The organism is Streptomyces sp. NPDC004126 (assembly GCF_050275515.1).
In the GTDB taxonomy this organism is placed as follows: domain Bacteria; phylum Actinomycetota; class Actinomycetes; order Streptomycetales; family Streptomycetaceae; genus Streptomyces.
Genome location: NZ_JBNNPF010000012.1, coordinates 58,209 through 72,510 on the forward strand (window position 1 = coordinate 58,209; position 14,302 = coordinate 72,510).

The window sequence follows — 14,302 nt, forward strand, 5'->3', positions numbered from 1 at the left end:
CGAAGGCGGGTGACCATCCGACGATTCGCTCGTTCTGCTGAACGTGACTGCGCCGGATACCGCCACCCGCCCCCTGCCCCCCGACGTCGAGCAGGCCGAGGCCGCCATCGTCGAGCACTACCCGCGGCTGGTGCGGCTGGCCTACCTGGTGCTGCCGCCCTCCCTGGGCCGCAACCGGCGGGTGCTCACCGCCCACTCGCTGACCCAGCGGGCGCTGCCGCGCGGGCGGCGGGGCGCCGACCCGGCGGCCGTGCAGGGCGGGGTCCCGGCGCAGCGCGGCGGGCTGGGCGGGCCCGAGTCCGGGTACGCGTACGTCCGGCTGCGCGTGCTGCGCTCCGCCCTGGAGGCGGGGATCCCGCTGACCTTCAAGGCGCTCCCGCTGCGCGGGCAGCTGCCCGCGCTGCTGCCGCAGGTCTGGGGGCTGCGGCTGTTCCCGCGCGCGGGCGGGGCCGAGGAGCTGGCGCTGGACCAGTGGCTGGCCACCCTCAACGGCCCGGGCCGCGCGGCCTGCGTGCTGCGGGCGCTGGAGGGGCTGGACGGGCCGGAGGTGCTGCGGGTGCTCGCGGAGGCCGGGGTCGCCGACCCGGAGGCGGCGGTCGCGGAGTCGGGGGACCCGGCGCACGACGGGCTGTTCGCCTCCCCCGAGTTCGACCCGTGCGTGCTCCAGGCCCGGCCCACCGACCTGCTGCGGCGGCGCCGGCTCGCGCGGGCCGGGCTGGCCGCGGCGGCCGCGCTCGCCGTGTGCGGGGCACTGCTGGCGCTGCCGGGCGGGGGCTGGGGCTCGGACGGGCCCTCCGCCCCGCTGTACGCGCGCAACGCGGCCGCCGAACAGGCCCTGGACCCGGGGCAGCTGCTGCGGGTGGCGCCCACGGTGTGGCGTACGTCCTCCCGTACGGACTACTCGGCCTGGCCGGCGCGCGGCGACCGCGCCCAGGACGCGGAGCTGCTGCGCCGGGCGCTCGCGGTGTGGGCCCGGCCCGGCAAGGAGGTGGTGGTCTCGGCGACGCCGGGCACCCCGTCGGGGCCGCCGATGGGCCCGCCGCAGCTGCTGTTCGCGGGCGCGGTCGACCAGGCCGTGGTGGTCCTGCTGTACGACGGGCTGCGCGTGGTCCGGTACGCCGAGCCGCGCAACGGTACGGCGGGCGCCGCCCTCGACTTCGCCCGGACCGACGGGGCCACGGCCGACACGGCGACGGCGCTGGTACTGAGCCGGGTCGACGGCAACGTCCGCTACCTGACGGCCCCCTGGGTGACCGGGGCCGCCCTGCGCGACCTGCTCAAGCCCGGCGAGGAGCCGGCCTCGCTGAAGCTCACCCCGGACGGGGTCACCCCGCCGGTGCTGGGTCCCGCCCCGAACGGCGACTGCACCGGCTGGAGCGCGCTGTCCCTGACCGGCGACGGCGCCACCCGCCTGGTGACCGACCTGGGCGAGCTGACCCCGGCCCGGCTGACCTCGGGCGCGCCGGGCGCCGCGCGGGACGTCACGGAGGCGGCGGAGCTCGGGGAGTGGTCGAAGACGGCTTGTCTGCTGCCCTCGGTGCGCTCGCACGGGGTGCGGTCCGTGAACGCCTGGACGTACGCGAAGCAGCCGCTGCCGGAGGGCGACGGGACGGCGACCTGGCTGTGCAGCCGGGCCGAGACCTGGCGGGGCACGGCGGACCGGGTGCAGGCCCAGTTCCTGGCCCCGGGCGCGCCGCTGGCGGCGCAGGCGGCCAAGGCGGAGGGCTCCCCGGCGTGCGGGCCGCGCGAGCCGCGGGTGCTGGCCGGGGTGCTGTGGAAGTCCCGGGCGGGGCAGTGGTACGTACTGGCGGCGGGCAGTGCGCAGTTCGCCTCGCTGTCGGCGTCGGGCGCGGGGGTGAGCGGGAGCGCGAACGGCAACCGGCTGGCGGTGAAGGCGCCGGAGGGGGCACAGGTGGACCTGTCGGGGAAGCTGACGGACGGCAGCAAGGCCGGCGCGCTCCGCTAGGTTGTCCGGGTTGGGGTGCGGTGCGCTGTGTTTCGGCTGCGGGTCGTCCGTGGCTGGTCGCGCAGTTCCCCGCGCCCCTGTCGGGGCAGCCCTGCGCGGATTCGGCGGTGCCAGGGGGTTTTCCTGACGGTGACCCGTCAGTACATTGACGCCATGTCTAATAGGCCGCCCGCCCCCGCCCCCGTGGCGTCGGAACACATAGACCTCGAACCCCGCAACGTGTCCTTCTCCTGGGAGGACACCCCGCTGCACTGGCTGCCCGGCGAGCCCTTCGCCGGACACACCATCAACGTGCTGCACCTGCTGCTGCCCGCCGGTGAGCGCTGGTTCGTGCACGTGTACAAGCAGGCGCTCCCGCTCATCACCGACGAGCGGCTGCGGGCGGACGTCATCGGCTTCATCGGGCAGGAGGCCATGCACGCCGCCGCGCACGACGACGTGCTCCCCCACCTCAAGCGCCTCGGCCTCGACCCGACCCCCTACACCGCCCAGGTCGACTGGATGTTCGAGAAGCTCCTCGGCGACCGGACCCTCCCCCCGGGCCGGGCCCGCCGGTGGTGGCTCATGGAGCGGGTCGCGATGATCGCCGCGATCGAGCACTACACCGCCTTCCTCGGCGACTGGGTGCTCAACGCGAAGGAGCTGGACCGGCGCGGCGCCGACCCGATGATGCTGGACCTGCTGCGCTGGCACGGCGCGGAGGAGGTCGAGCACCGCTCGGTCGCCTTCGACCTCTTCATGCACCTGGACGGCAGCTACCGCCGCCGGGTGCGGACCTGGGCCAGCGCCTTCGCCGCGCTGCTCTTCCTCTGGCAGCGCGGCGCCCGCTTCTTCGTGGAGAACGACCCCCAGCGGCCCGGCGCCAAGGCCTCCTACGGGCAGTTCCTGCGGGCCGGCCGCAAGGGCGTGCTGCCCTCGGCCGGGGCGATGGCCCGGTCCATCCCGACCTACCTCTCCCGCACCTACCACCCCTCCCAGGAGGGCTCCACCGCCCAGGCCGTCGCCTACCTGGCCTCCTCGCCCGGCGCCAACGGCGGGGTGCGGCCGTGAGGCGGGCCCTGGCCGTCACGGCGGTGGCGGGGGCCGCCGTCCTGACCCGGCGCGCACTGCTCAAGCGGATCGGCCGCTCCCCCCTGTGGCCCCTGCCCGCGCTGGCGGACCCGGTGTCCGGGTACTCGCCCCGCCGGACCCTGCACGCCCGGATCACCTCCCGCACCGAGCCGGCCGAGGGCGTGCTGCGCCTGGTGCTGGAGTCCGGCGAACTGCCGTCCTGGACCCCGGGCGCGCACGTCGACCTGACGCTGCCCTCCGGCCTGGTGCGCCAGTACTCGCTGTGCGGCGACCCGGCCGAGGCGGGCCGCTGGACCATCGCGGTCCGGCTCGTCGCCGACGGCCGCGGCGGATCCCGCGAGGCGCACGAACGGCTCGTGGAGGGCACCGAGGTCCGGGTGCGCCCGCCCCGCAACCGGTTCGAGCTGGAGCCCGCGGCCTCGTACGCCTTCGTCGCGGGCGGCATCGGCATCACCCCGGTCCTGCCGATGCTCCGCGCCGCCACCGCGGCCGGCGCCGACTGGACCCTCCTCTACGGGGGCCGCTCGCGCGCCTCGATGCCGTTCCTGCCCGAACTCGCCGCCTACGGGGACCGGGTGACGGTCGCCGCCGAGGACGAGACGGGCCTGCCCGACCTGGCCCCGCTGGCCGGGATCCGGCCCGGCACCCTGGTCTACTGCTGCGGCCCCGAGCCCCTGATGCGGGCGGTCACCGAGGCCGTCCCCGACCCGGACGCGGTCCGGCTGGAGCGCTTCGCCGCGGCCGCCCCCGCCGAGGCGAAGCCCTTCACGGTGGAACTCGCCCGCACCGGCGCCGCCGTGGAGGTCGCGGCGGACGAGTCCGCGCTGGCCGCGGTGCGCCGGGTGCTGCCCGGCACCCCGTACTCCTGCGAGCAGGGCTTCTGCGGGACCTGCCGGCACCGGGTCCTCGCAGGCAGGGTGGACCACCGCGACGAGCTCCTCACCGACGGGGAACGCGCCGGCTCGATGCTGCTGTGCGTCTCCCGCGCGGACTCGGACCGGCTCGTACTGGACCTGTAGCGGCGGACCTGCACCCGTACGGCCCACCCCCGCCCGGGAAGTAGGGTGTCGGCATGACAACCGGGGTGCGACGCAGGATGGGTGTCGAGGAGCGGCGGCAACAGCTGATCGGGGTGGCCCTGGAGCTGTTCAGCCACCGCTCCCCCGACGACGTGTCGATCGACGAGATCGCGGCGGCCGCCGGGATATCCCGCCCGCTCGTCTACCACTACTTCCCCGGCAAGCTCAGCCTGTACGAGGCCGCGCTGCGCCGGGCCGCCGACGAGCTCGCGGCACGGTTCGTCGAGCCGCAGGAGGGGCCGCTGGGGCCCCGGCTGCTGCGGGTGATGGGCCGTTACTTCGCCTTCGTCGACGAACACGGGCCCGGCTTCTCGGCGTTGCTGCGCGGCGGCCCGGCGGCGGGCAGCAGCCGCGCCAACGCGATGATCGACGAGGTCCGGCAGGCCGCGTACGAGCAGATCCTCGTGCACATCGGCGTGCAGGACCCGCCGGCCCGGCTGGAGCTCGTCGTGCGGTCCTGGGTGTCGCTGGCCGAGTCCACGGCCCTGCTGTGGCTCGACGGACGGCGGATCCCGCGGGCCGAGCTGGAACTCCAGCTGGTGCACGACTTCGCGGCGCTGGCGGCGGTGAGCGCCGCGTACGACGCGGAGATGGCGGGGATCCTCGTACGGATCCTCGCGGACGAGCCGGCCGACGGACCGTTCGGGGAACTGGTCGGGCGGCTGGCGGCCCTCGTCCCGGGGACGGGGCAGGGAGACTGAGCGGTCGCTCGGCTGGCGATAATGCCCGCGTGATCATTGACGACGGGATGTTGTTCCGGGCGGCCGGGGAGAAAGACGCCGCCACGCTGGCGAAGCTGCACGACCAGGCCGCCCGGTGGATGCTCGACCAGGGGATCGACCAGTGGAAGCCGGGCGACAAGGACGCCGAGCACTTCCGCGCGCGGATGCGCGACGGTGAGGTCTGGCTCGCCGAGGACGCCGACGGGCGGATCGTGGGGGCGTACGAGCTCTGGTGGTCCGACGAGGAGGCCTGGGGCGTGCAGCCGCCGGTGGCGGGCTACGTGCACCGGCTGATGGTGGAGCGGAAGGCCGCGCCGCCCGGGGCGGGCTTGCGGATCCTGGAGCACGCCGAGCACCGGATCGCCCGGACGGGGCGGGACCGGGCGCGGCTGGACTGCGTGTCCAGCAACCCGAAGCTGCTGGCGTACTACCGGAGCGCGGGCTACCGGGTGGTCGGCGAGTTCCCCTCGAAGGAGGGCAAGGACGGCCGGGTGTACGGGGTGATCCTGCTGGAGCGGCGCCTCGACGTCTGAAGCACCTCTGAAGCACGCCCGAAGCACGCCCTGCGCGCACCCCGCAAGTGCTCCGGGCGCGCCATGCCGGGGCGGCTCTCGGCCGTGCGCCGGGCAACCGGTTGCCGCCCGCTCCGGCGCGCCGGTACTGATGGTGGCGACCAGTCGGACCACATCGGTACCAAGAGGGGACAGATCATGGGGAAGTCCATGGGCAGGGCCGCGGGCGCCGTCTTAGGCATGGCGCTGGCGGGCGTCCTGGGGGCCACGGGCGTGGCCGGGGCCCAGGAGCGGCCGGCGGCGCCGGAACGGGGCGGGGCGGCGGCCGAGGCGCCCGCCGCGGTGGTCGCGGACGTCGAGGCGGCGGCCGCGCGGCAGCACGCGCTGGCGCCGGCGGCACGGGTGGTCTGCTACGCCGCGCACGTGCAGGACATCGGCTGGCAGTCGGCGGTGTGCGACGGCGCGATCGCCGGCACCACCGGCCAGAGCCGCCGCATGGAGGCCCTGACCATCGCGACCGGCGGAACGGGCGGCATCTGTGCCAACGCCCACCTCGCCGACATCGGCTGGCAGGGCTGGCGGTGCGCGGCGGACGGCAAGGCCGTGACGGTCGGCACGACCGGCCAGTCGCGGCGGATGGAGGCGCTCGGCCTCCAGGTCGGCTCGGGCGGCGTGGCGGCGCAGGCGCACGTGGCGGACTACGCCTGGCTGAACGCGGTCAGCGGCAACCCGGTGTACGTGGGGACCACGGGCCAGTCGCGGCGGATGGAAGCCGTACGCGTCTGGGTCTGAGCGGGGAACGACCGAGGGGGAGGTACCGGACCGCGGCCGGTACCTCCCCCTCGGGGCCGCGCGTCAGCCGCGCTTGAACACCGCGACCGTGCGCGCCGGGGCGGTGAACTCCCCCGTCGCCGGGTCGTACGCGGACCGCTTCACCACCGGGTCCGCGCCGGCCGCCTGCACGGGGTGCAGGGCGTAGCCGGTGCCGGCGAGGGCGGGGACGCGCTGCCGCTGGTCGGCGGGGGTGGCGTTGAAGACGACGACCAGGTCGCCGAGGGCCATGGTGAGGACGCCCGGGGTCTCCTCGGGCCCGGACAGCGGGAACGACAGCCGCTGCTGCACGGCCTCGGCGGTGGTGAGGGCGAACGCCGGCTCCGTCGTACGGATCCGCAGCAGGTCGCGGTAGGCGGCGGAGGCCCCGGTGATCTCCGCGCAGCCGGGGGCCGGGCCGGTCAGCAGGGGTTTCGCGTAGGGCCACTTGGCGCGGTTGTCGGCGGCGGGCGGCAGGCCCCGGCCGAAGCCGTTGCCGTCGCGGCAGTCCCAGTGCAGGGCGTTGAACCAGTCGCCGCTGTCGAAGGAGTTGCGGTCCAGGGACTTCGAGCGGAGCAGGTCGGTGCCCGCCTGGGAGAGGGCCGGGCCCTGGGAGAGCGTGGCGGTGGACATGGCGAGGACCTGCATGCGGGCCCGGTCGGCGGTGGAGGTCCCGGCGGGCAGCTTGTAGGAGAGGGCGTCGTACAGGGACTCGTTGTCGTGGGCGTCGGCGTAGGCGAGGGCGTCGCCGGGGGCGGCCGCGTAGCCGGCCGGGGCGCCGTTGTAGTCGACGCCGGCGCCGGTGGTGCGGCGGCCGGCGGAGTCGGTGAACGCGTACGCGGCGAGGTTGCCGGAGAGGCCGACCTTCAGGAGGTCCTGGGCGTGCAGCAGGCGGGCCCGCTGCTCGGCCGGGGTGCCGTTGGCCGGGGCGCCGTTGGGGTCGGTGAACAGGCCGGAGGCGAAGCCCTGGACGCGGGGGTCCTCGTCGAAGGGGCCGCCGCCGCGGACGGCGTCGCGGGCCCGGTCGGAGAAGGTGGCGATGCCGGTGCCGGCCATGTTCTTCTGCGTGGCCTGCACGAAGCGGGCGTCGTCGGCGACCTCGCCGAAGTTCCAGCCCTCCCCGTAGAGGACGATCTTCTTCCCGTCGACGCCGTCCTTGGCGGGGGTCAACTCGTCGAGGGCCTTGCGGACGGCCAGGATGTTGGCCTTCGGGTGGTGGCCCATCAGGTCGAAGCGGAAGCCGTCGACCTTGTACTGCCTGGCCCAGGTGACGACCGAGTCGACGACGAGGCGGCCCATCATGGCGTTCTCGGGCGCCGTGTTGGAGCAGCAGGTGGAGGTGGCGACGGAGCCGTCCGGGAGGAGCCGCTGGTAGTAGCCGGGGACGATCCGGTCGAGGACCGACTTGTCCGACTGCCCGGACGCGACGGTGTGGTTGTAGACCACGTCCATGACGGTGCGCAGGCCGGCGCCGTTCAGGGACTGGACCATCCTGCGGAACTCGACGGTGCGGGCGGTGCCGTTGGGGTCGCCGGCGTACGAGCCCTCGGGGACGGTGTAGTGCAGCGGGTCGTAGCCCCAGTTGAAGCCGTCCTTCGCGGCGGCCGCGGCGGTGCAGGCCTGCTGCTGGTCGGAGTCGGGGGCGTACGCCTTCAGGTCGCAGGCGGGTTCGGTGCGGGCCTTCGGGTCCTCGGGGACGGTCCCGAAGTCGAAGGCGGGCAGGAGGTGGACGTACGAGGTGCCGGCGGCGGCCAGGTCGCGCAGGTGCCGCATGCCGGCGGAGCCGGTGTCGGTGAAGGCCAGGTACTGGCCGGGGTGCCTGGTGGTGGTGTCCGCGATGGAGAAGTCGCGGATGTGGAGCTCCTGGATCTGGGCGCTGGTGAAGGGGACGGGCGCGGGCTTGCGCAGTTCCTTCCAGCCGGGCGGGGCGAGCCTCGGGTCGGCCAGGTCGACGGCGAGGCTGTGGGTGGAGTCGGTGGTCAGGGCGGTGGAGTAGGGGTCGGTGACCAGGTTGCGGACGATCTGGCGGGTGCTGGGCGCCCAGACGGTGACGGCGTAGCGGTAGGGCTTGCCGGTCCAGGAGCGGTCGCCGCGCACCGACCAGACGCCGGTGGTGTCGTCGCGGCGCATGGGGACGGTGCGGCCGTCGAGTTCTAGGGCGACCTGCTGGGCGGTGGGGGCCCAGACGGAGAGGGTGGGGCGGCCGTCCTTGAAGACGGGGCCGAGGGGGGTGCCGGCGGCGTTGGCGGCGTACAGGTCGTCGAGGACGCCGGCGAGCTGGACGCCGGTGGCGGCGAGGGCGGCGCCGTTCGCGGCGCGGGCGCTCGCGACGAGCTGGCCGCGCAGGGCCTCGCGTACGCGGTCGCGGTCGCGGGGGTCGACGGTGTAGGCGGTGTACGCGGCCAGGTGCGGGAACTTCTGCTTCTGGGCGGGGGTGAGGGCGGAGCGGTTCAGCCGCAGCCACTGGGCGCCGGCTTCGTGCAGGACGCCGCCGGCGGCGGTGATCCGGCCGTCGCGGGAGGCGAGGAGCTGGAGGGAGGCGGCGGTCTGCGGGGCGTTCCAGGCGAGGGTGTCGCGGTCGATCCAGACGGCCTCGGCCTTGGTGGGGTCGAGGGCGGCGGAGGAGCCGGCGGGCTGCGGGAGGAGGTACTTCTCGCGGCCGCCGAGCAGCCACGCCTCGTGGCCGGTGGCCTTCAGGTCGAGGGACTGGTCGGTGGGCAGGTCCTTCTGGTCGCCCTTGTGGAGGATGTAGCTCAGGCTGGTGGCGCCGGGGGCGAGGGGGACCTCGTAGACGGCGCCGTAGGAGTCGGTGCGGGTGGGCTGGAGGGGCTTGGACCAGTCGGTGGGGTTGGCGGCGCCGGTCCACACGTGGAGGCCCCAGCCGTCGTGGGAGCCGTCGGGGCGCTGGTAGTGCAGGACGGCCTTGGTCCGGTCCTGCGGCGGGTAGGCGGGGCGGTCGGTGCGGGCGGGTTCCTTGCCCTGTTCGAGCCAGATCTCGCCGGTCTTCGTCAGGTCGAGGGTGCGGTCGGCGGCGACGTCCTTGTTGCCGTCCTTGTCGATGACGAGGTAGCCGAGCGAGGAGGCGCCGGGCCCCAGGCGTACGTACGCGAAGGCGCCGTAGGCGTCGCGGCCGGTGAAGGCGTGGCCCTCGGGCCAGGGCGTGGCCTCTCCGTCGGCGAGGTCGCCCCAGGCGTACAGGCGCCAGTCGGTGTAGTCGCCGTCGGGGCGGTTGTAGTGGACGACGGCGTAGTCGCGCTGGGTGGCGGTGGGGGGTGTGGGCGGCGGGGTCTGCCCGGTGGTGGAGGCGGCGGGGGCGGAGGCGGTGCGGCCGGCGGAGTCGACGGCCACCGCCTTGTAGCGCAGGGGCGTGCCGGCGGGGGTGGCCGGGTCGATGACCTGCGTGACCTTGTAGGGGGCGTGGTCGGCGGAGCCGAGGACCTGCCACGTGCCGGTGCCGGTCTGCGCGGCGAAGACGACGCGGGTGAGGGCGCCGGGGCCGGCGCCGGGGGTGAGGTCCGCGGACAGCTCGACGGTGCCGGTGGCGCCGGGGGCGGGGGCCTTGAGGGTGAGCGAGGGCCCCGCGGTGGGGGCGGGCAGGGGGGTGGTGGCCTGGAGGACGACGGTGCCGAGGGCAGGCAGGTTCAGGGTGAGCTTGCCGGCCGGGGAGGCGGTGAGGGGGGCGGGGGCGGCGTAGGGGGTGCCGCCGGGGCCGGTGGCGCCGTACAGGGGCCGGTAGGAGGTGCCGGGCGGGGCGTCCACCTCGACGGTCCGGGCGGTGCCGCTGTTGTTGGCGGCGACCAGGTACTCGGTACGGGCCTTGGGGTCGGTGCGGGCGAAGGCGTACGCGGAGCCGTCGGCGAGGCGCTCGCTCTGGATGCCGTCGCGCAGGGCCGGGTGGGCCTTGGTCAGCTTCGAGAGAGCACTGATCTGGGTGTAGAGCGGGTGCTCCGGATCGTATGCATCGCTCTCGTGCGTGCGCGCCGTTCCGAGCTGGTCGTCGTCCAGGTAGTCGGCGACGCGGGTGGCGAAGAGGGGCGCGCGGGCGTCCTTGTCGCCGCCGGAGCCGGTGAAGCCCTGCTCGTCGCCGGAGTAGATCACCGGGTTGCCCCGGGAGAGGAACATCAGCTCGTTCGCCAACCGGTACCGGTCGAGCAGCTCCCGCTCCCCCGCCCCGGGCCGGTCCTGCTTCAGGAAGGAGGCGAAGCGGCCCATGTCGTGGTTGCCGAGGAAGGTCACCTGCTCGTAGGCGTTGGCCTTGTCGGTGGTGTACCGGTAGTCGTCGGCGAGCACGGAGCCCAGCCGGCCGGCGGGCGCGCCCTGGGAGGCGTAGGCGCGGATGGCGTCCTGCAGCGGGAAGTCGAGGGTGGCGTCGAGGCGGCCGCGGGTGACGTAGGGGGAGGTGACGGCGGTGTCGGCGGAGTACACCTCGCCGAACATGAAGAAGTCCGGGCGGCCGCGCCGGGCCGCGTACTTGTCGAGGGCGGTCGCCCACTGGGTCCAGAAGCCGGTGTTGACGTGTTTGACCGTGTCGATGCGGAAGCCGTCGATCTCGTAGTCCTCGACCCACTTCTGGTAGATCTTCTCCATCCCGCTGACGACCTCGGGGCGCTCGGTCCACAGGTCGTCGAGGCCCGAGAAGTCGCCCTGCTCCGAGGACTCCCCGGCGAAGGTGGAGTCGCCCCGGTTGTGGTACATCGCCGGGTCGTTGAGCCAGGCGGGGACCTTGAGGTCCTTCTTCCCCTCGGGCACGAAGGGCGTACGGGGGAAGGACCCGCCGGCGTCGACGGCGGGGAACTTCCGCTTGCCGCCGTCCGCGTACTCGGAGTCGTCGAAGGGGACCCCGTCCTCGGTCAGGTAGGGGAAGGCCCCCTTCGACAGGTACTCGTGCGAGCCCTCGCGGTAGTCGACGACGTCGGCGGTGTGGTTGGTGATGACGTCGAAGAAGACCTTCATCCCCTTGCGGTGCGCCTTGTCGACGAGCCGCTCCAGGTCGGCGTTGGTGCCGAAGTGCGGGTCGACCTGGGTGAAGTCGGTGATCCAGTAGCCGTGGTAGCCGGCCGAGGCATCGGCCCCCTTGCCCTGCACCGGCTGGTTCTTGAAGATCGGCGCCAGCCAGATGGCGGTGGTGCCGAGCCCCTTGATGTAGTCGAGCCGGTCGGTGAGCCCCTTGAGGTCCCCGCCCTGGTAGAAGCCCTTGTCCGTCGGGTCGTAGCCGGTCTCCAGACGGCCGCCGGCCAGCCCGCCCCGGTCGTTGCGCGGGTCGCCGTTGGCGAACCGGTCCGGGAGCACGAAGTAGAACTGCTCGCGGGTCAGGTCGTGCCGGGCGGGCTCGGCGGCCAGCTTCGCGTCCGACGGCGGCGGCGGGGCCTGCGCGGCGGCGGCCGCGGGGAGGGCGGGCAGGAGCGTCACGGCCAGGGCGGCTGCGACGGCTCCCGCGGCGGGGCGTATCAAGGCGTCTCTCCTCGGGCTCGGGCTGTGCGGTCGGGTGTCAGTTGCGCCAGGTGTCGGTCAGCGTGACCTTGCCGCCCGCGGGGACGGTGGCGTTGCGGTTGGCCCCGCTCTCCCAGGTGACGTTCCCGGAGGCGTCCTTGCGGACGTACTTGTAGGCGAAGGAGGTCCCGGCCGGGAGGGTGACGTCGAGCTTCCACACGGGGTAGGCGGCCGGGTCGAGCTTGAGGGCGGCGGCGGTGTTCCAGCCGCCGAGCTCGGGGCGGTCGCCGGTGACGTAGATGTCCTGGCCGGGGACGGTGGTGGCGTTCACGGCGAACGAGGCCCCGGCGGCGGAGGCCGGCGTACAGCTCCGGGCGCCGGTGTGCAGGGCGAGGGCGGTCTGCGGCTGGAGCGTGGCGGTGAACCGGCCGCCGGAGTCGACGGTCACGGCGCGGCCGCCGTTCTGCACGTCGCAGTAGGTGCCGGCGGGGAGGGAGGTCTGGAAGGTCCGGGTCAGCGCGGACCCCTCGTGGTTGAGGGCGACGTACGCCTTGGCCCCGCGCCCGAAGGCGATCTGGTCACCGCCGTTGTCCCACCAGTCGGTGACGCCCTGCCCGCGCGCGGTGTTGCGGAATCCGACCATCGAGGAGATCTCCGGCCAGGCGTGCTGGCACTTCCACCCGTCGGAGTAGCAGGCGTTGACGGTGCCGCCGTTCGGCGGGCCGGCGTCCTTGTCGGTCCACTCGTACCCGGAGTGCACGTCGGGCGAACCGTAGGGCCAGGCCAGCATGAACACGCTGGCGAGGGTGTAGTCGGCGCCGTTCTTGTAGTTGAGGGTCTCGCCGTTGCGCTCGGTGTCGTGGTTGTCGACGAACACCCCGGACGCGCCGGAGGACATGTACCCCCAGGCCTCCCCGAAGTTCTTCAGGTGGGCGAGGTTCTCGTTCTGGAAGACCCGCTTGAGGTCCCGGGCGTACCGGAACTCCTGCACGTCACCGGTCCCGAGGTATTCGGCCGGGCTCACCGCCTCCCCGGCCCCGTATATCGCCTCCTGCTTCCAGTACACGGAAGGGTTGCTCAGCCGGGACTTGATGTTGGCGAGGTCGGCGGCGGGCATGTGCTTCGCGGCGTCGATCCGAAACCCGTCGACCCCGAGGGAGAGCAGGTCGTTGAGGTACCCGGCGATCCGCCCGCGCACGTACTCCTCGCCGGTGTCGAGGTCGGCGAGCTTGACGAGCTCGCAGTTCTGGACGTTGCCCTTGTCCTGGTAGTTGGAGATCTCGGCCCGGCAGTCGTCCATGTCCGCACCGGAGTAGAGCCCGGGGTAGGAGTACTTGGAGTACGCCGACCCGCCGGTCCCGGTGAACGTGGCACCGGGGTCGGCGGGGCCGGCCATGTGGTTGACGACGGAGTCGGCGACGACCTTCACCCCGGCGGCGTGACAGGCGTCGACCATGCCCTTGAAGGCGGCCCGGTCCCCGAGCCGCCCGGCGATCTTGTAGCTGACGGGCTGGTACGAGGTCCACCACTGGGACCCCTGCACGTGCTCCTGCGGCGGCGACACCTGCACGTACCCGTACCCGGCGGGGCCGAGGCTGCCGGCACACGCCCTGGCGACGTCGGCGAACCGCCACTCGAACAGCACGGCGGTGACGTCCTTCTCCCCGGGCGGCGCCGCCGAAGCCGGCGGCGCCTGCACGGTGAGGGAAGCGGCGGCGAACGCGGCCGCCGCCAGCGCGGCTCTGCCGGCGCGCGCGGACAGGGATCGGGATCGAGCCATGCGGGGGTCCTCCTGGCGGGAAGGTGTGGGGGCGTGGGGGGTTGCACGCGACCGTAGGGGGGCGACCAGGAGTGTTGCAAGACCTTGCGCAAGAGATTGCAGAATTGTTTCCGATCACGGATCGCTGATGGCGGGCGGCGAACGGGTGAGGCGGACGCCATGCCCGTAATCGGCCGTGGCCCAGCGCGTTCCCGGGTGTGCAGGGGTCCCACGCGAGCACAGCTCCCAACAGACCCATACACGACAGGAGAAACCACCATGGCCAACCACACGTTGAAGCGACGCTTCGGCGCCCTCGGCACCGTCCTGGGGCTGGGCATCGCCCTGACGCTCACCTCGGGGGCCGGCCCGGCGTACGCGTCGGCACAGCTGGAGATCTCGAAGACCCACTCGGGGGATTTCGCCAGGGGCGGTACGGGGACCTACATCATCACGGTCGCCAACCGAGGCGATGCGACGACCTTCGAAGGGTCCGTCATGTCGGACACGCTTCCGCAAGGCATCACCGTCGCGGCCACCGAAGCCGTGGCTCTTCCCACCGGCTTGAACCTCGCCTGTACAGCCAACCCCGAACGCACCGTGCTCCAGTGCGACACCGATGCTCTGCCGGCGTACCAGGGCTACACGCTCGAGGTTCGGGTCAACATCGCGGACACCGCGCCGTGCGCAGTCACCAACACCGCACGCGTCACCGCAGGAATCTTCTACGACGCTGCCAGCGACCCGACCCGCATTACCGGACCGGGCTGCGACAACCCGGACGGAGCCGGTGGCGGCGGGTCGATCCTTCCGGTCGATCTCAGCGGCGTGGCCCCGATCTTCAACAACAACACGACCAACAACTTCGGCAGCCCCGGTTCCACCATCACCGCCAACCAGAACCTCACGGCCAGCGCGGCACCCTGAGGAACCCCATCTCGCCGAGCGGGAGC

Annotated in this window: 9 protein-coding genes; 7 read left to right on the forward strand and 2 right to left on the reverse strand. The window is 73.8% G+C overall.

Annotated features, from left to right (window positions below; translation table 11 throughout):
- Positions 1-43 precede the first annotated feature (43 nt).
- From ACQKM2_RS14170 to ACQKM2_RS14195, 6 genes are all read left to right on the forward strand, one after another.
- Positions 44-1,966: a hypothetical protein gene (locus tag ACQKM2_RS14170; protein WP_427709483.1), complete on the forward strand. Its 1,923-nt coding sequence runs from the start codon at positions 44-46 to the stop codon at positions 1,964-1,966.
- A 153-nt stretch (positions 1,967-2,119) separates the two neighbouring features.
- On the forward strand, positions 2,120-3,016 hold the full coding sequence (locus ACQKM2_RS14175) for a metal-dependent hydrolase (RefSeq protein WP_427709485.1): 897 nt from the start codon (positions 2,120-2,122) through the stop codon (positions 3,014-3,016).
- Positions 3,013-4,056 (forward strand): PDR/VanB family oxidoreductase, encoded by a 1,044-nt coding sequence (locus tag ACQKM2_RS14180; RefSeq protein ID WP_427709487.1) that lies wholly within the window; start codon positions 3,013-3,015, stop codon positions 4,054-4,056. Before ACQKM2_RS14175 ends, ACQKM2_RS14180 begins: the two co-directional genes overlap by 4 nt.
- 53 nt (positions 4,057-4,109) lie before the next feature.
- Positions 4,110-4,817, forward strand: a complete 708-nt coding sequence (locus tag ACQKM2_RS14185; protein WP_427709489.1) for a TetR/AcrR family transcriptional regulator — start codon at positions 4,110-4,112, stop codon at positions 4,815-4,817.
- A 29-nt stretch (positions 4,818-4,846) separates the two neighbouring features.
- Positions 4,847-5,371: an N-acetyltransferase family protein gene (locus ACQKM2_RS14190; protein WP_427709491.1), complete on the forward strand. Its 525-nt coding sequence runs from the start codon at positions 4,847-4,849 to the stop codon at positions 5,369-5,371.
- A 177-nt stretch (positions 5,372-5,548) separates the two neighbouring features.
- Positions 5,549-6,142, forward strand: coding sequence for a polysaccharide deacetylase (locus ACQKM2_RS14195; RefSeq protein WP_427709493.1), 594 nt, complete (start codon positions 5,549-5,551; stop codon positions 6,140-6,142).
- Between the two features lie 63 nt (positions 6,143-6,205).
- On the opposite strand, the gene pulA is transcribed toward ACQKM2_RS14195, so the two are convergent.
- The gene (gene pulA / locus ACQKM2_RS14200; RefSeq protein ID WP_427709495.1) at positions 6,206-11,611 is read right to left on the reverse strand and encodes a pullulanase-type alpha-1,6-glucosidase; all 5,406 of its coding nucleotides are present in this window, start codon (positions 11,609-11,611) and stop codon (positions 6,206-6,208) included.
- Positions 11,612-11,648: 37 nt separating this feature from the next.
- Complete coding sequence (locus tag ACQKM2_RS14205) at positions 11,649-13,370, reverse strand: carbohydrate-binding module family 20 domain-containing protein (RefSeq protein ID WP_427709497.1); 1,722 nt, start codon at positions 13,368-13,370, stop codon at positions 11,649-11,651.
- 258 nt (positions 13,371-13,628) lie between these two features.
- Here ACQKM2_RS14205 and ACQKM2_RS14210 point away from each other — a divergent pair, with 258 nt between their 5' ends.
- The gene (locus ACQKM2_RS14210; RefSeq protein ID WP_427709499.1) at positions 13,629-14,276 is read left to right on the forward strand and encodes a hypothetical protein; all 648 of its coding nucleotides are present in this window, start codon (positions 13,629-13,631) and stop codon (positions 14,274-14,276) included.
- Positions 14,277-14,302 lie beyond the last annotated feature (26 nt).